Here is an 18,462-nt window from a genome sequence, read left to right on the forward strand (position 1 = left end):
GTGATTTGTTTTCCCCGAAAAGTTCTCCGTTTGTTTGGATGGCAATATCGTGCCCCCACCTGTAAATTGTTTCAATGAATGATCCTGCACATCTGGTTACCCTGTTTTTATAATATTTGATACTGTTCAGTGAAGAGGAGGGTGTATAATTTCCTTCACTGGATTTTTATGAACATTATGTTTGCGGAACTGAATTATTATTGTAACGTGTAATAATAGCGGGTAAAACGGATCCGGTTAGCCGCGCACTTATTATTACATGACTATTAATTCCACTGCCCACTGCACGCTTTCCAATGTGCAGAAGAGGTTTTTTTTATCCTAATGCCGTAGTCATATGAAGCATGAGATTAATAAGAAACGCTTGTTTTATGCCTGTTCCATTGCCCTTGTAGTAACGGCTATGACATTTTCCATCAGGGCAGGCTTACTGGGAACGCTGGGTACCTGGTTTTCCTTATCACCAAAAGAAATAGGAGAAGTTGCCGCTGCTGCATTCTGGGGATTTACGCTGGCAATGTTCCTGGGAGGACCACTTTGCGATATAATAGGGTTGAAGCGCATGTACCTGGTAGCATTCCTGGCCCACCTGGCAGGTATTATCCTGACGATATCAGCGACGGGTTACTGGTCTTTATTTTTATCTACTTTATTGGTAGGAATCGGCAATGGTTGTATAGAGTCGGCCAGTTATACCCTGGTAAGCAGTATGTATACCAATGACAAGGCCAGGAAAATAAATGACTGGCACATCTGGTTTCCCGGCGGCATTGTAATTGGTGGTATCCTGGCCTATCTCTGTTCACTGGCGCATATTGGCTGGCAATGGCAAATGGCACTGATGATTGTACCTACTATCGTTTACGGCTATATGTTTTTTGGGCAGGCATTCCCATCCTCTGAGCGTGTTTCATTGGGCATTTCCAACAAAGGAATGATACGCGAGTGTGGAAGGCCGATGTTCATTTTTATGCTCTTGTGTATGTTACTGACTGCTGCTACTGAACTGGGCACGAACCAGTGGATAGCAGAGCTGCTTTCCAATATAGGGGTGCCCGCTATTTTACTCCTGGTATTCATCAATGGTATCATGGTCATTGGTCGTGCAAATGCCGGCGCTATCCTTAAAAGGATTTCCGCTACGGGCGTACTTTTTTTATCCGCCGTCCTTTCATTTACAGGATTACTGTGGCTGGGATACGCCCAGGGCTATACGGCGTTTGTGGCCGCCGGCATTTTTGCCGCAGGTATTTGTTTTTTCTGGCCCACCATGATCGGTTTTGTAGCAGAAAACCTATATAAAACCGGCCCGTTAGGACTTTCGCTGATGGGTGGGGTAGGATTACTCTCCACTGCGCTGGTACTACCTTATATGGGGCAACTGTATGCCAGCCAGATGGAAACGGCTACACAGCAACTCGCCATAGCAGGTGTGGATGCTGCACAATTGGCTGATCAGTCCAAATTGATAGCAGGCGCCTATACCTTAAGATACGTAGCGGTATTGCCGGGTATATTGATCGTAGCATTCGGTGCATTACACCTGTACATGCGGAAACGACGACAAAGCCTGCCAACAATACAACTTTCCTGATAGTAGCACTATCTCTCTTTTATCATTTCATTTTCTCAACCAGAAGATATATACGTTTATGAAAAGCTCTGCCAATAAGGTGTTTACGGATGATCAACATCCCGTTCATCCACCATAACAACCAACGCCTTAAAACAATCAATTTCTGTGCAGTAACAAACATTATTACTTCATCAACAATATTATTTATGAAAATATTCAGGTCGCTCCGGATTTTATCCTGTTTCCTGTGCCTGATGTGCAGCGCACCATTGTTCATGTATGCACAAACAGGTATCATTGTAAAGGGCAGGGTAACTGACAATACAGGAGAAGGTTTGCCCAATGTAAGCATTCGTATCAGTGGAGGGAAAACCGGTACTACCAGCGGTAATGATGGCACTTATCAACTTAGTGTGCCCGTTGGCGTTACACTTGTTTTTTCCTATACAGGTTATCTTCCACAGGAAAAGAAAATAACAACAGGTGACCCCGTTGATATACAGTTACAGCTCGATGTTCAGGCGCTGAACCAGATAGTGGTGGTGGGATACGGTACACAACAAAAACGTAATGTAACCGCATCTATTGCTACAGTAAAAGGAGATGTGATTGCGAAACAACCGGTAGCAGGCGTGGAGCAGGCTTTGCAGGGCCAGGTGGCGGGGGTACAGATCACTTCACCTTCCGGTCAGCCAGGGTCAGGTATCAATGTACAGATCCGTGGCAGCAGTGCTATCAGTTCTGGTAATACGCCGCTGTATGTAATAGACGGTGTGCCCGTTACACCGTCATATGACGGTATCGGCTCCGGCGAACAAAAATTCAATCCACTCAATACGATTAATCCCGGTGATATTGAATCTATAGATGTACTGAAAGATGGTGCAGCAGCAGCTATCTATGGGGTGAGGGCTTCCAATGGCGTAGTGGTGATCACTACCAAACGGGGTAAAGGCAAAGGGCAGCTCAGTTTCAGCACTTATTACGGCACACAGTCATTACGTAAAAAGATCCCATTGCTGAATGGTACCCAGTGGGCAGATATGTACAATGATGCACTGGTGAATGCAGGATTGCCTGCCGTTATCAATCCGGCGGATATCAAGTACGATACAGACTGGCAGGATGAAATATTCCGTACAGCGCCCATGCAAAACTATCAGTTAAGTTTCAGTGGTGCTACGGAGAAAACAAGGTATTATCTTTCTGCCAGCTATTTTGACCAGGAAGGTATTGTGCTGAATTCCGGTATCAAACGTTACCAGTTTAAAGTAAACCTGGATCAGACCATTAATGATAAGATCCGGGTAGGTACAAACCTGAACTTCAGCCGCAGTGATGACAACAGGAGCGTACAATCCGGCTCCGCGCTGGCGAATGGCGGTGTATTGGGCGGGGCACTTTCACAGATCCCGCTGGTGCCTGTGAAAACACCGGATGGTAAATACGGTACCAACCCTTATCTCTATTCCGATAACCCGGTGGGTAATCTGCTGGAAGTACATAACCGCGCCAATATATACCAGTTCATCGGAAATGTATATGGTGAGTGGGATATCGTACCAAAGTTAACATTCAGGACAAGTCTTGCACTCGATTTTAAGACACAGTTATCCCGGAATTTTACTACCCTGCAATATTCCGCTACACAGAACAATGCTGTGAGAGGTTCCGCTGGTATGTTCAACCTGGTAAATCCTATTGAGCTATGGGAAAACACACTTACTTACAGGCCACTGGATAATGGCGAGCATCGGCTTACATTGCTGGGGGGCTATTCTGCACAACATTTCACCGCTACTAACCAATATAATAGTTCATCCGGTTTTGTGAGTAATGATATTACCAATTTCACTGCCGGCTCCGTTTTTGGTGTACCCACCAGCGCAGAAAGTGAATGGGGGTTGATCAGTTATTTCGTGCGCGGTATTTACAGTTACAAAAACCGCTATCTCCTGCAGGCCAGTATGCGTGCCGATGGTTCCAGTGTATTTAGCCAGAACAACCGCTTTGGTTATTTCCCGGCCGTTTCCCTGGGATGGATTGTTTCCGATGAACCTTTCTTTGGTGGGGGAAAAACGGTACCCTATCTTAAGATACGCGCCAGTGGCGGTACTAATGGAAACCAACAGGTGGGTACCTATGCACGGTTTACCCTGTTCACGCCAGGTAGCACCGGTACCGTGCTGACACAGATTGGCAATGATAAACTGGAATGGGAGGCTACCACCCAGTATAATGCAGGTTTCGATATCGGTTTTCTTGACAACAGGATCTCCCTCGTTTTTGATGCTTACAACAAGCGTACTACCAACCTGTTGCAGTTAGTGCCTTTACCGGTGAGTGTTGGTATCAGTACCGCCCCTCAGAATGTAGGCACCGTGGAAAATAAGGGGATTGAATTGGGAATCAACAGCACCAATATTGAAAAGAAAGATTTCTCCTGGACTACAAACATCAACCTTTCTATTAACCGCAATAAAGTAACAGACCTGGGAAAAGTGCTGGATGAAAAGGGCGTGCTGGTAGACAGGGTGGTGATTTCCGGCAACAATATTATACAAAAAGGACAGCCGCTGGGTGCCTTCTATGGTTATAAAGTACAAGGTATCTTTCAGAACGCTGCAGCCATTACAGCCGCACCAAAGCAGGATAATGCCAAGCCAGGTGATATACAGTTCGTGAATATTAACGGTGACAATGTGATCAATGACCAGGACCGCGCCATTATCGGAGATCCCAATCCCCGGCTCATTGGTGCACTCACCAATACTTTCGGGTATAAGGGACTGGAGCTATCCTTTTTCTTCCAGGGTTCCTTTGGCAACGATATTTATAATGCCAACAGGGAGTTTACAGAAGGGATGAAGTCTGCCATCAATGCAACCACCAATACACTGCATCGCTGGAAAAAGGAAGGTGATCAAACGGATGTGCCACGTGCGGTGATCGGAGATCCCAATAACAACACCCGGGCATCGGACCGTTTTATAGAAAAAGGAACATATGTAAGGCTCAAGAACCTTACCCTGGCCTATAACCTGCCAGCCAATGTTATAGAGAAACTACATATTGGCGGTGCGCGGTTTTATATCACGGGGCAAAACCTGCTCACATTTACCAACTATTCCGGTTGGGACCCGGAAGTAAGTTATACCAATGGCGCCATCGGTTTCGGAGTAGACTATTTCGTTTATCCGCAGGCGCGTACATTTCTTTTCGGACTGAATGTTAAACTCTAAAATTACTGGATATGAAAAGGATCAACGTTTTCATTTTTGCCATAGCGTTTTTTACAGTGTCCGGATGTAGCAAGATACTGGATCAGAAACCGTTAACAGGCCTGTTGCCTGAAAATGCCATTGGCACCGCGGAGAATGCAGAATCACTGTTGTCCTCTGCCTACGCAGCTTTGAGGGAAGGGAAGATGTTCGGGGAATGCATCATTAACATGGCAGAAATACCTGGCGACAACACTACTACTGTAAATAGTGCACTGCTGATGCTGGAAAATTTTACCTGGAATCCTACCAGCGGATATATTGATGGTCCTTATACACAAGGATATAATGCAATTGCCAAAGCTAATTTTATCATAGATCTTGTTGGCAATGCAGATATGGATGCAGCCCGCCGTGATCAGATAAAGGGCGAGGCCCTGTTTATAAGGGCGCTCACTTATTTCTATCTCGTAAGATTTTATGGTGCCTTACCGCTGTATACAAAACCGGTACTTTCCGGCGATCAGCAAACCATCCAGGAAAATGCACAGGCGGCCCGCTCTTCTGTAGACAGCGTGTATGCGCTTATCACCAGCGATCTGGATATGGCTGCAACGCTGGTTGCAGAAACACAGACAGATGCTTCCAGAAACCGCTACCGGGCCATAAAGACTACCGTAAACGCTTTACAGGCAAAAGTGTATCTGTATCTGCGGCAGTGGGATAAAGCCACGGTTGCAGCGCAGAAAGTGATCGCCAGTCCGCTGTATTCCCTGCCTGCTGATTTTAACAGCTTATGGCCTGCAAAGGGCAAAGCGGAAGCTGTTTTCGAAATCAACTACAATCCCCCGTTAGAAGGTGGTGGCGTAATACCGGACGAAATACTCCCGTTCCCGTTAGCCACCTATTCCTTTGATAAATTTCCCCGCCCGGTACCGGATTTTATAGAAAATGTGGCCGACCGTACCAATGATAAACGCTTCAAATTTGTGGCGCCCGTGAATTTCAACGGCGTACACGTAGCCGATAATTACACCAGCTTCCTGGTAGGATTACCGAATAACTTGCCGGGTGGCGGCGGTGCAGTAGACCTGGGCTATTTCATTTACAAATGGAGAAATGTGGGCGCCCTGCCATTTAATAATCCTGATAACTACAGTGTATTACGACTGGCTGATATTAAACTCATCTATGCAGAAGCTGAAAATGAACTGAATGGCCCTGGGAACGCATTGGCGCCTTTGAATGAAATACGTACAAGGGCAGGGCTGACCGCTTTAACATTAGCGAATGTGCCGGATAAAACATCCTTCCGTAATGAGGTAGACAGGCAGCGCAGGCTGGAACTGGCATTTGAAGGTGAACGCTGGATGGACCTGGTGAGATATGCCAATGCGAAAACAGCAGGCATTCCACATACCATCACAGCATTGGATATTATTAAACAGGTGAGAGGTAGTGAAGATGCCAATTATTTATTATTTCCTATCCCACAGGGTGAAGTTAACAGCAATCCCAATGTAAAACAGAATCCGGGGTATTAAAACTAACCGAAAACAAATAAAAACAAATAAATATCATGGCGAAATTCAGGATCAGTTTGAATATGGAGTACTGCCGCAGCGCAGACAAAGGATTTGAAGAAGGCGTAAAAATAGCGTCAGAACTGGGATACAAGTACATAGAACCCATGGTACATACCGGCTGGGGACTATTGAGTGAAGTGCAGTATTTTCATTCATTTTCGATGGAAGAAGATACATTGTTGATGAAAGAGATCTGCGACAAATATGGAATAAAGGTTAGCAGTATCAGTGGGCATAGTCCGTTAATGAAGCCGGAAGCTGCCGTGAGCCGTTTAACCCGCGCTATTATTTTTGCGTCGGCACTGGATGCCCCGTTCGTAAATACGGATGAAATGGTGAAACCCGATTGGATGGACGATGCTTTTGCGCACGAAGCAATGAAGTACTCCCTGACAAAAGCTGCTATGGTAGCTGCCCGGCATAAGGTAAATATCTGTATAGAACCGCATGGTATTTACACAAAAACCGCAGAAGGATTACTGAAGATTGTTCACCTGGTACCTTCTCCATGGATAGGCGTAAACTGGGATACGGGTAATTCCTATCTCGCCGGTGAGGAAGACCCCTATGACGGGTTAACGCAGGTAAGGGATTATGTGCGCCATATCCATGCAAAGGATATCAGCATGGAACAGAGTACACAGGAGCGGGGAGCAGTAACGGGAACGCCTGTAGGTTGTGCCTGCGGTGAAGGGATGGTGAAGTGGGATAAGGTATTTGAAATTATGGAGCCGGTAGACAGGGAGATCTTTCTCAGTGTGGAATGCGGCAAAATAGACGAAGCAGAAAGAAGCCTGGTATTCCTCGAAAAGGCGCTGGGAAATATGCTGATAAAAGACTAATTAACAGATAATGTTTACCGTTATGTTATTATACCGCCGGAGATCACCGTTGATTGTTATTTTATTTTTGATGATAGCATGTGTGATGCAAACAGCCTGCAAACAGGATGCACCACCAGCCAGGATATTGGTGTTTACCAAAACAGCTGGCTTCAGGCATATTGATGCTATTGATACCGGACTGGTAGCCCTCCGTAAGATGGCGCAGGAAAAAGGATTTATAATGGATACAACAGAAGACGCCGGCAATTTTAATGAAGAGCACCTGAAACGTTACCGTGCGGTGGTATTCCTGCAGGCGTCAGGAGCACTCTTTAATGAGGAGCAGCGAACAGCTTTTCAGCGGTATATTCAGGCAGGTGGGGGCTTTGTAGCCATACATGCCCCTACCGATGCTGAGCGCGACTGGCCCTGGTACGGGCAGCTTATTGGTGCCTACTTTCTGAGTCATCCGGCAGATCCCAATGTACAAAAGGGTACATACGTTGTAAAAGATCAGCACCATCCTGCTACAGATTCGCTTCCTGATCATTTTACGATGGAAGATGAGTTCTATGATTTTACTATCGTGAACCCCGGTATAAAAACACTGATTGCACTGGATGAGCAAACCTACAAAGGTGGAAAGATGGGCGCTGATCATCCCGCGGTATGGTATCATGATTTTGATGGAGGCCGTTCTTTTTATATGGCTATGGGACACACCACTGCGGCTTACAGTAACCCCGTTTTTCTGAAAATATTATGGGGCGGCCTGTATTATGCGATGGGGGCGGATAAGCCGGTAACGCTGGATTATTCAAAAGCCCTCCCGGAAGAAAACAGGTTCCATAAAGAGATCTTAATGGAGAAACTGAACGAGCCTATACATCTCGTAATAGCAGATGATGGTAAGATATTTTTTGCACAGCGGAGAGGCGAAATTATCGAATACGATCAACAGGCGAAACAATCAAAAATTATAGGCACATTACCCGTGTCCGGCAAATATGAGGATGGACTCCTGGGTATTACGCTCGACCCGGCATTCAGCACCAACAAGTGGATCTATGTGTATTATACGCAACCGGGAGGAACCGCGTTTCATGTGTCCCGCTATACATTGAATAAAGAAGGGATGTTTGACATGGGCAGCGAAAAAATATTGCTGAAGATTCCCAAACAGATCCTCGATGGCAGCCATACAGGCGGCGGTCTGCTCTTCGATGTAAAAGGGAGTGGTGATCTTTTCATCACCACCGGTGATAATAGCAGTCCGCGCGGATGGGGATATGCACCTATTGATGAACGTAAAGGAAAAGAAGACTGGGATGCACAACGTAGCGCCGGTAATACCAATGATCTTCGTGGAAAGATATTGCGTATTCACCCCGAGCCTGATGGTACCTATTCCATTCCTGCCGGGAATCTTTTTCCAAAAGGGGAATCGGGGACGCTTCCTGAAATTTATTCCATGGGACACCGGCAACCCTGGCGTATTACGATGGACAGCAAAACAGGCTGGCTATACGTTGGTGAAGTAGGACCAGATGCTAATGATGACTCCACTGGCCTTGGTCCAAAAGGATACGATGAATTTAACCAGATCCGTAAACCGGGAAACTATGGATGGCCTTATTTTGTTGCAGATAACAAGGCCTACTGGCAATATAATTTTGCTACGGGTAAATCCGGTGACCCCTTCAATCCCGCCGGCCCGGTGAATAATTCCCCTAACAACACAGGGTTGAAAACACTGCCGCCGGCGCAAAAAGCTTTTATCTGGTATCCTTACAGTGCCTCAAAGGAATTTCCTTTGATGGGTAGCGGCGCCCGCTGCGCTACCGGTGGCCCCGTGTTTCATCGGTCAGACTTTAAGAACGCTCCGCATGTTTTCCCGGATTACTATGAAGGAAAATGGTTTATCACTGACTGGATCCGTGGCTGGATAAATGTGGTAACGATGGATGCAGAAGGAAATTACAAGTCGATGGAAAGATTTCTGCCAGGTCATACTTTCAGTAACCCGATAGACATGAAGTTCGGACCGGATGGGAGTTTGTATATGCTTGAATATGGGAAAGGCTGGTTCCGGGCGAACGATGATGCGCGGTTGGTAAAGATCGTATACAATGGAGGCAACCGCACGCCTGTGGTGAAAGTGACCGCAGATGCCACAAGCAACGCAGTCCCATTCAAAGTAAACTTGTCTTCCCACGGTACAAAGGATTTTGATCATGATGCACTCACCTATGCCTGGAAAGTACGTGCAGACAATAGCGGGAAAACACAGACAGCCACCACTGAAGCGGCTGCCTTTACCCTGGACGAACCAGGCATATACACGGCTACCTTAACCGTGACAGACGCAAAAGGTGCGCAGGACAGCGCACAGGTACGGCTCACGGCCGGCAATGAGCCACCACAGATTGCGCTCAATATCACAAAGGGCAATAGCAGCTTCTATTTCCCTGGCGGTACTTTTAATTATGAGGTAACGATCAGCGATAAGGAAGATAGTGTTTACGGTGGTGTAAGCTCGCAACGTGCACAGGTAGGCATTCATTACCTGGCAGAAGGATACACACCACTGCTGGGTGATCCCGATCCTTCCCGTATGCATGAACTGGAAGACAAAATGGATATCTACGGAGGAATGGTATTAAATGCAAGTGATTGTTATTCCTGTCATGCGATTGACCAAAAATCTATTGGCCCCTCTTTTAATGCCATCGCAGAAAAGTATAAAAAGGACACCCATGCAACGGAGCGCCTTGTTCAAAAGGTTATTCATGGTGGCAGTGGCGTTTGGGGAGATGCAGCCATGAGTGCGCATCCTGATCTGCCGCCCGTTAAAGCCAATGAAATGATCAGCTATATTTTAGGGCTGGCAAAACGCCTGCCTCCTTCTTTACCTTTAAAAGGAAGCTATACTACCAGCGTAGTTGCCGGAAAAACAGATGGCGTGTTTGTACTGAAAGCAGCTTATACAGATAGTGGCTATCATGGATTACCACCGCTTTCGGCAGAAAAAACTATAGTGCTAAAATCGCCTGTGCTGGCAGCTGCGGAGGCAGATGAAGTTCGTAATATTATGCGCGTAAAAGTACCGGGTGTAGTATCGGAGTTGGCTGTGCTTTACGGCCCTGAAGCATATGTAGGGTTTAATGCCATAGATCTGACAGGTATCACAGGCATCGACATGGAGGTTTCGCCGGCCATTGGTGGAACACTTGAATTACATCTCGATACACCGGATGGTATGCTGGTAAGCACGCCGCTTTCACTGGTGCCGGGAAAGGGCAGCTTTACTGAAGGGAAGCCGGTACGCATCCCGCTTAAAGCGACCACGGGCCGTCACCATCTTTATTTTGTTCTGAAAGCACCCGGCGTCACCAAAAGTAGCCTGACAGTTATTATCACCCGGCTTACCTTTCTGGCGGGTAGTGATAAACGAAAATAACCACGTTGTTTTATTCTTTTCAAAAAGAAGCTGGCTCAATCAGATGAGCCGGCTTCTTTACTTTTTATAAACAGGTATAGCTGATCCACTTCGTCAATATCTGAGCAGAATGAATTATCTTGATAAATTCTTTTTAAACTGTTATTAAAGCATGGAAAAAAAAGAAATAGCCTATCACCATTTAAACAACTTTGTCGGTAAATGGAATACTATTGGCCGCATATTACCTACCAGCAACAATCCTGAAATTAACATCAAAGGAACGGATCACTATGAATGGTTGCCTGGCGGTTTCTTTTTGCAGCATAAAGTAGCGGTGTTAATGGGTAATGAAAAAACGAAACCCTTGAAATAATTGGTTATGATAAAGCGGCCAATATCTACACCATGCAGCATTATGATAACCTGGGTAATTCAGGATTTATGACGGCTACACTGGTGGGTGACCTATGGACTTTCACTGGAGAAACATTACGGTTTAATGGTGGTTTTAGTGAGGGAAACAAGGTGTTTTTGGGTATATGGGAACAATCCACTGATGGGAAAAACTGGCAGCATTTTATGGATATAAAATTAGTCAGAGAAGATTAATCTGAGCGGTGGATTTAACATTCCGGCTTTAGTAGTGCTGGTTGGATTTTTGTAATTTGAATACAGTTTAATAAAACGACGGTCAGGTCAGCACTGTTATGTTAACGAAGCAGACTAATACGCTCATTATCGGAGCAAGCATCTCTGGCTTGGCTTCCGCTGCCTCTTTGTATAAACACGGTATCGAATATATCATTATTGAAAAACAAGGCCAGGTTGCCAGCCCATGGCGTAATCATTACGACCGCCTGCATTTACATACAAGCAAAATATTTTCAAATCTCCCTTATAAAAAATTTGGAAGCAGCATACCCCGGTATCCGAGCAGACAACAGGTAGTGGATTACTTAGATGATTATCAAAAGGAATTTAATATCAACCCGGTTTTTAATACCGAAGCGATATCAGTGAAGAAAGAAGGGGACTATTGGATGACGGAAACAACTGACGGCTTGTTCAAATCAAAATACCTGATAATGGCAACTGGAGCTTATGGTAAGCCCAAACCCATCCACTTTAAAGGCATGGAAACATTTACCGGGAGAATCCTGCATAGCCATGCATACAGAACAGGCAAAGACTTTAAAGGACAAAATGTATTGGTAGTAGGTTTTGGTAATTCGGCTTGTGAAATTGCCATGGATTTATATGAGCAGGGTGCAATACCTGCGATGGCAGTCCGCTCTCCTGTAAATGTAATTCCACGGGATGTATGGGGCATTCCTGTACTCAGGCTAAGTTTATTAATGAGCCGCCTTCCACCGCATGTAGCTGATACTATCAGCGCCCCTCTTATGAAATGGTTAATAGGTGATCTTACCAAACTGGGGCTTAGAAAAATGTCATACGGCCCACTGGAAGAAATCTGCAGAGATGGTAAAGCACCCGTATTGGACATTGGTACAATTCAACATATCCGGAAAGGGCACATAAAAATTTATGGTGATATTGATTACATCGAAGGCGCAACCATTCATTTCAAGGATGATAAAAAAGAAGTTTTTGATGCTATTGTTGCCGGTATTGGGTATTACCGGGACTATGCTGAAATAGTTGATGTTGACAAGCGTCGCTTCTCGGATTTACAATTATGTGCAAATAAGCAAAAATATTTTGGCAAAGATGGTTTGTATTTCTGTGGTTATTGGGTCAGTCCAACGGGTCAAATCCGGGAGATCGCTTTAGATGCACAGAAAATTGTGAGGCATATCGCTAAACAGGAAATGTTTCGGGAAAGTGATGTTTGATAACCGCTAAAACTAAAACTTGTAACTATACCCTATACGTATAACCTGTGTTTCCAGGTAATCGGTGCTTGTATATTGAAAGTCAGTACCAGTGATATCTCTTTTGATACGCAAAGTATTGGCGACATCAGTAGCATTCAAAAAGAATTCATTTTTCCCCAGCTTCTTTTTTACACCCAGGTCGATTGAAAAACGGGCATATATTTTACCCTGTGGGATAATGTCAGGTGCCAGGTAGATCGCTGTCAACTGAACTTCTGTTAAATGTGGTAGCTGAAACAGGGTATTGAATTTGGCATTCCAGGAAAGCATTTCCTGTCGGGGTGCCGTGTAAATGCTTTCTTCCGGGTATTTATTAACAACAGTGAAAGGATGTATGATATTCTGATATCCATTCAGGTTAACGTTAAAACTGGTCCATTCGGTCAGCCGTTGTGTCATACTTATTTCTATCCCTGAAGTATAGCTTTTGCCAGCATTCTGGAAAACATTGTAGATAAGATTACTCCCGTTTACAACACTGGCTATGCGTGTGATAGTGGCATCCATCCTTTTATGATAAATCGCCGGATAAAGAAAGCCATCATCCCAGTTGGTTTTATATCCGAGCTCAAATGTATTGGTAAATTGTGGTCTGAGTTCAGGATTGCCGACTTTTATAATCTCTGCGTCATCATATTTAGGGAAAATGCGGATATCTACTTCATTCGGACGATCAACCCTGCGGTTATAAAACAGGGATAGTTTATGCTGATCATTGATGAGGTAGGATAACCGTACATTGGGGAAAGGCTGAATATAGTGGTATCCATCGCTTTTATAGGTGTTGTGCTGAGGATTCACTTCATACCTGAGGTCTACATATTCTATACGCATACCGGCTTCTATTTCCAAATTCCTGTTTTCAAATACAAAAAGACCGTAAGCGGCCGGTATAATTTCGCCGTAGTTGGCCCAGCCTCCTGCACTGGTGTCGAGCGGAGAGTGGAGGCCCGGTTTGAACTGCATATTGGTAGGAATATATCTGCGGCGGAATTTAACCCCTCCCTCGAACCGGCCGTATTTCAATGGATGTATGTAATCGGCATTCAGATCGGTTACATGTTCATCGGAAAGTAGCTTAAAGGAATCCAGCCCTGTGTAGGCCGGCATGATGTTAGTGAAAAAATATTTTTCATCTTCCCGGTGAAAAGTATAATTCAGGTTAACGTTCAGGGTGCGGCCCGGCTGTTTGAATTGGTATTGCCAACCTGCAGAAAAAAGTGGCCGTAGTTTTCAGTTCATCTTCCAGGAATTGCCATAGGCGCTTTCTTTCAGAAAGATCTATTGTGAAAAAAGGTTCATCTCCGCGGTCTAATATTTTTTCACTGCTAAATAAGGCGGAAACAGCGATGGTATTATTTTTATCGGGTTGCCAGTCGATACCGGTTTTGCCGGTAATGATATTGGTGGTCCTGTTTCTTTTCACTTGCTGTATTATCTTGTCTCCATGACTGTATATCCGTTCTGTAAACTCATTTTTGTTTAGTGTGTGGGTATAAAGATTATCCCCCTGCAAGTACAGATTGACTTTATTCTTTTGGTAGTTTAGCGAAAGAGAAGGATTGATTTTTGGTGTGGCCTTATATTGTGGCCTAATATCCGGCAAATTGGCCTTCTTTTCCCATAATGCCCCGAGCCCGGTGCTGATGCCTATTTTACCATTTAAACCTTCTTTTTTTTCTTTTTTATAGATGATATTGATGATGCCGGCATTTCCATTCGCATCGTACCTCGAGGAGGGATTATTGATAATCTCGATTTTTTCTATCGCAGAAGCAGGGATGTTATCCAAGCCGGATTGCCCGCCAATACCGGTAAGCGCCGTTTGTTTACCATCTATCAGTATCATTACCTTATCACTGCCTCGTAACAGGATTTTTCCATCCGGGCCGGTTGTGACACCCGGAAGATTTTTCATGGCTTCTATTGCAGAACCACCTGTCTGGGTAATATTATTGGATATTGAAAATGTTTTTTTATCCATTTTCTCTGTAACTGCGTCCTGTTTGCCCTGGATAGTTACCTCATTTATGGAGACGCTGGTGGTGGCTAGTTCTATACTACCGATATCCAGGAAATTACTGAGTTGCCCTACTTGTAGGGATTGCCCTTTGCTGGTATATCCCATGTAGGAAAATTTTAGCAGGAACTGACCGCTTTCCAGAGAGGCAATACTGAAGATACCCGCTTCATTGGTGATAGTGCCTGTAATAAAAGTGCTATCCGGCAACTTATGCAACGTTACATTCACAAAAGGGAGTACCGTTTTAAGGGCTGCATCCTTCACCAAGCCGGAAACAGTAGCGGCATTTTTTTGCGCCTGTATCATGACAGCAGGCAGTATCGATAGAAAAAGGATCATCAGTCGTTTCATCCAGTGTAAACTTTATATACACAAAGATGAAAGGTGATTTAGAAGGAATTTCGAATTATGTCCATTCGATTTTAAAAATATGATGGTTTTGTTCAAAGCGATAGCTTTCCTGCCAGCCATGCAAATGACAGATCTGTTTGATAATAGCCAATCCCAGTCCGGTTCCGGTTGTGTTGGGGGAGGAGGGGCCAAAACGCCTGAAGATCATTTTTTCGTCCAGCGGGGCCATGCCTTTATTGGAAACCTCCAGGATATTTTCTGTAAGCCTGATGCAGATTGAACCCTGTTGGGTGCTATGCCGGATGGCATTCAAAAAAAGATTAGTCAGCAGAATTTCTACAAGTACTTTGTTCCCCGATAATTTTATATCTGGCTGTATTTGCAGGACTACCTGTAATTGTTTGTCTTCCACAAAGTCTTCCAGTAATGGGTAGTAATTTTGTATCAATGCTGACAGATTAACCGGTTCTTTTTCTGAAAACTGGCTGTTCTCCATCTTGGCTAATAGTAACAGGTTTTTATTTATCCGGGAGACTTTTGTCAATGCCTGATGCGCCTGATCAATGATTTCAGACTGTTCACCTGTAATCGGTTTACTCTGGTGCAACAAATCCAGCTTGAATTTAATAATGGCTAAAGGTGTCTGCAATTCATGGGATGCATTTTGCGTAAATTCCTTTTGTTGTTTGTATACCCTGATATTACCTGCTATTAACTTGTCAAGATGATAATTGAGTGTTTCGAATTCTTCAATTCCCGATTTCTCAAAATGGATGGCATATTGTTTATGAAGATCAAAAGACTGGATCTTTTGAAGACTATTGTAAAAAGGCCGCCATAGCTTTTCTGATATTTTTCTGTTAATAAAAATGAGACCGCCAAGCAGGATCAGAAAAAAGATAAAAGTGACGGCAGCAATAGCGATAATTGTTTCATGGGATTCCTCCATATTGGTTTCAAGCGTGAGACGAAGCACTTTTCCATTGATGGTGAAATAAGTAATCAGCCCCTGGAATCTGTCCCATCCTTTTGCGGGAATGTATTTGTTTTTCCTGTATGTATTGTAGATAGAGTCCGGCTTTAATGCCGGCACCATTTGTAACTGCGTTTCAGGCCGCAGCTTATTCCAGAGTAAAATGCTTTCGGTTAGCTCAGTGTCTGAAAGGGAGAGTGAGTGAAGGTTCTGTTTGGTGGCTTCACTGACAATAAGGTTATGCTCTTTTAATTCATGTTCCCATATAAAGTCTATAATAGCATAATAGGCGGGAATACTACAAGCCAGTACAATCCCGGCATACATGATAAATGCCTTCATTGATTTGTTAAGTAACTTACTCATATTTCCCATTTGTATCCTGTACCATAAATTGTTTTGAGATAATTAGCACAGCCCGACTCGCTTAATTTCCTTTTCAGATTTTTTATATGCGCGTATACGAAATTGTGGTTATCCAGCATATCAGCAATATCTCCTGAAAGGTGCTCTGCCAGGGCGTTTTTAGAGATAACCCTGTTTTGATTACCAAGGAAATATATCAACAGGTCGAATTCTTTCTTCGTGAGCACTACGAGGTTGTCATTTATATGTACCGTTTTAGCCAGCAGGTCTATTGCTAATTCATGATGTTGAATAATATTACTATTATTGAATTTTCTTCTTCTGATAACGGAATAGATCCTGGCTGCCAGTTCAGAAAGATGGAATGGTTTGGATATATAATCATCTGCACCTGTTTGAAGTCCTTTTATCTTATCTTCAATAGCATCTTTTGCAGAGATAATAATGATACCTGCATGTTTATTTTGTTGTTTTATCTCATCCAGTAGGTTTATACCATCTCCGCCTGGTAGCATTAGATCGACCATTATACAATCATATTCATATATATGTATCTTATCCAATGCCTGCTGATAGCTTTCCGCATGCTCACATATATAATCTTCTCCGGATAGATAGCTGATAATACTCTTTGCCAGCTGTATTTCGTCTTCAATGATGAGTACTTTCATATTTCAAAAGTAATGGTGAATTCTGAATTTTTTTAAAGTTAACAGGTACATAAGCAGGAGGGCAGCATCCTGCCGGTAAAACTTTAGAATTTCAACAGAATCGGGAAATATATTTGTAACTGATATTCCTTGGTGGCTTCAGCACCGCGCCCCGTGGTATAGACAATGACTTCTGATCTTTCAATCTTTATAAATTAAACCGATGAAATTGCTAAAATTCTCTTTGATCGCTATAATGCTGCTCCCTTCACTTTTGCAGGCACAAAGCAGGATGAAAGTTGTGGATTCATTCTCTTTACAGGGGGATGGCTGGTGGGACTATCTCACTTCCGGGCCTGATAACAAACTGTATGTGTCGCATGGTGACCAGGTAAATGTTATTGATAAAAAGACGGGCAAAGAGTTGGCTGCTATTAAAGACCTTTCCGGTGTACATGGCATAGCACTCGATGTTCAATCCGGGAAAGGGTTTATCAGTAATGGCAGAGAGAATGATGTAGTGGTATTTGATACGAAAAATGAACAGGTACGCTCAAAGATTAAAACGGGTAATAATCCTGATGCTATCATTTTTGAACCCATGAGTAAAACAATTATTACCGGCAATGGGAGAAGTAATAGCCTTTCCGTGATAGACCCGGTTACCATGAAGATTAAAGCGACTATAGATATTGGAGGAAAACCGGAAGCACTGGTATCTGATCTTGAAGGTAACATATATGTTAATATAGAGGACAAAAGCGAAATAGCTATTGTTGATATCAAAACATTTAAGGTAAAGGGGAGAATAAAATTACTACCTGCAGGCGAAGGTCCTACAGGGCTGGCTATTGACCTTAAAAATAAACTTTTATTTGTTGGTTGCGGCAATGCAAAATTGCTGGTTGTTCAGCTCGGTAATAATTCGATCATAGCCAATATTTCAATAGGAGAAGATTGTGATGGGGTTGCCTATAATGCACAAAGCCAAACTATTTATGCATCTTGTGCAGATGGTACATTAAGCGTAATTAAGCAAACAGGGAATAACAAATTTCAAGCAGAGAAAGCTGTTGTTACAGTAAAAGGTGCAAGGACGCTGGCATTGGATGAGGTGACCAATACCATTTATTTATCTGTCGCAAATATTGCTGATAAGAAAAATGACGCCGGAAGATATGATGTTATTCCAGGCAGTTTTAAAGTACTGGTGGTTAGATGATGATGTTCAAGAGATCTCTATTCCTCATTTTTCTCCCTTTGCTCGGCCTTCCAGATAAGCAGGTCTATTCCTGATAACCCTGAAGGGTGGGCTGTTGCAGCTCCTTTCTCTTCTTTTATAACCGGTTTTATAGCCGGCTCAATCGTTTTGAGCTTCTTAAAATCATTTGCAAAATCAGTCGTCGCCGGCCGGTTATTTTCCCAGAATTTTGACAGGAAATTTAAGGCTTGCTGAGGGGTATCTATCTTCTCTTCCTCCTTCAATATTTCCAGCATCTTCAAATCGAATCTTACTGAAACGGGTTTGTTTTTTTCTTTTGCCATAATTACA

The 18,462-nt window shown here is 43.8% G+C and carries 14 protein-coding genes; 9 read left to right on the forward strand and 5 right to left on the reverse strand.

Translation table 11 applies throughout. The features are described from left to right. Window positions 1-337 precede the first annotated feature (337 nt). The 8 genes from ABQ275_RS07365 to ABQ275_RS07400 all read left to right on the forward strand — a co-directional run bounded on the left by ABQ275_RS07365 (window position 338) and on the right by ABQ275_RS07400 (window position 12,505). Entirely contained in the window at window positions 338-1,594 is a 1,257-nt protein-coding gene (locus tag ABQ275_RS07365; protein ID WP_349317636.1) for an MFS transporter, read from the forward strand. Between the two features lie 188 nt (window positions 1,595-1,782). Next, window positions 1,783-4,818: a TonB-dependent receptor gene (locus ABQ275_RS07370; protein WP_349317637.1), complete on the forward strand. Its 3,036-nt coding sequence runs from the start codon at window positions 1,783-1,785 to the stop codon at window positions 4,816-4,818. Window positions 4,819-4,829: 11 nt separating this feature from the next. Then, the gene (locus ABQ275_RS07375) at window positions 4,830-6,341 is read left to right on the forward strand and encodes a RagB/SusD family nutrient uptake outer membrane protein (protein ID WP_349317638.1); all 1,512 of its coding nucleotides are present in this window, start codon (window positions 4,830-4,832) and stop codon (window positions 6,339-6,341) included. A gap of 35 nt (window positions 6,342-6,376) precedes the next feature. Then, window positions 6,377-7,225, forward strand: coding sequence for a sugar phosphate isomerase/epimerase family protein (locus ABQ275_RS07380; protein WP_349317639.1), 849 nt, complete (start codon window positions 6,377-6,379; stop codon window positions 7,223-7,225). A 70-nt stretch (window positions 7,226-7,295) separates the two neighbouring features. Continuing rightward, window positions 7,296-10,667, forward strand: a complete 3,372-nt coding sequence (locus tag ABQ275_RS07385) for a ThuA domain-containing protein (protein WP_349317640.1) — start codon at window positions 7,296-7,298, stop codon at window positions 10,665-10,667. Window positions 10,668-10,818: 151 nt separating this feature from the next. Beyond that, window positions 10,819-11,022 (forward strand): hypothetical protein, encoded by a 204-nt coding sequence (locus ABQ275_RS07390; protein WP_349317641.1) that lies wholly within the window; start codon window positions 10,819-10,821, stop codon window positions 11,020-11,022. A gap of 32 nt (window positions 11,023-11,054) precedes the next feature. Further along, window positions 11,055-11,258, forward strand: coding sequence for a hypothetical protein (locus ABQ275_RS07395; RefSeq protein WP_349317642.1), 204 nt, complete (start codon window positions 11,055-11,057; stop codon window positions 11,256-11,258). Window positions 11,259-11,356: 98 nt separating this feature from the next. Continuing rightward, entirely contained in the window at window positions 11,357-12,505 is a 1,149-nt protein-coding gene (locus ABQ275_RS07400) for an NAD(P)/FAD-dependent oxidoreductase (protein ID WP_349317643.1), read from the forward strand. 12 nt (window positions 12,506-12,517) lie between these two features. On the opposite strand, the gene ABQ275_RS07405 is transcribed toward ABQ275_RS07400, so the two are convergent. The 4 genes from ABQ275_RS07405 to ABQ275_RS07420 are packed head-to-tail and all read right to left on the reverse strand — an operon-like array spanning window position 12,518 to window position 16,931. Further along, entirely contained in the window at window positions 12,518-13,720 is a 1,203-nt protein-coding gene (locus ABQ275_RS07405; RefSeq protein ID WP_349318791.1) for an outer membrane beta-barrel family protein, read from the reverse strand. Next, entirely contained in the window at window positions 13,710-14,921 is a 1,212-nt protein-coding gene (locus tag ABQ275_RS07410; protein WP_349317644.1) for a TonB-dependent receptor, read from the reverse strand. Before ABQ275_RS07410 ends, ABQ275_RS07405 begins: the two co-directional genes overlap by 11 nt. Before the next feature lie 55 nt (window positions 14,922-14,976). Beyond that, entirely contained in the window at window positions 14,977-16,260 is a 1,284-nt protein-coding gene (locus tag ABQ275_RS07415) for a HAMP domain-containing sensor histidine kinase (protein WP_349317645.1), read from the reverse strand. Further along, on the reverse strand, window positions 16,257-16,931 hold the full coding sequence (locus ABQ275_RS07420) for a response regulator transcription factor (protein WP_349317646.1): 675 nt from the start codon (window positions 16,929-16,931) through the stop codon (window positions 16,257-16,259). Before ABQ275_RS07420 ends, ABQ275_RS07415 begins: the two co-directional genes overlap by 4 nt. 202 nt (window positions 16,932-17,133) lie before the next feature. Here ABQ275_RS07420 and ABQ275_RS07425 point away from each other — a divergent pair, with 202 nt between their 5' ends. Continuing rightward, window positions 17,134-18,132, forward strand: coding sequence for a YncE family protein (locus ABQ275_RS07425; RefSeq protein WP_349317647.1), 999 nt, complete (start codon window positions 17,134-17,136; stop codon window positions 18,130-18,132). 17 nt (window positions 18,133-18,149) lie between these two features. Here the strand turns inward: ABQ275_RS07425 and ABQ275_RS07430 are convergent, their stop codons facing one another. Next, a complete protein-coding gene (locus tag ABQ275_RS07430) occupies window positions 18,150-18,455 on the reverse strand; it encodes a hypothetical protein (RefSeq protein ID WP_349317648.1) in 306 nt (101 codons plus the stop codon). Between the last annotated feature and the right edge of the window lie 7 nt (window positions 18,456-18,462).

Origin of the sequence: Chitinophaga sp. MM2321 (genome assembly GCF_964033635.1) — a bacterium.
Lineage (GTDB): Bacteria > Bacteroidota > Bacteroidia > Chitinophagales > Chitinophagaceae > Chitinophaga.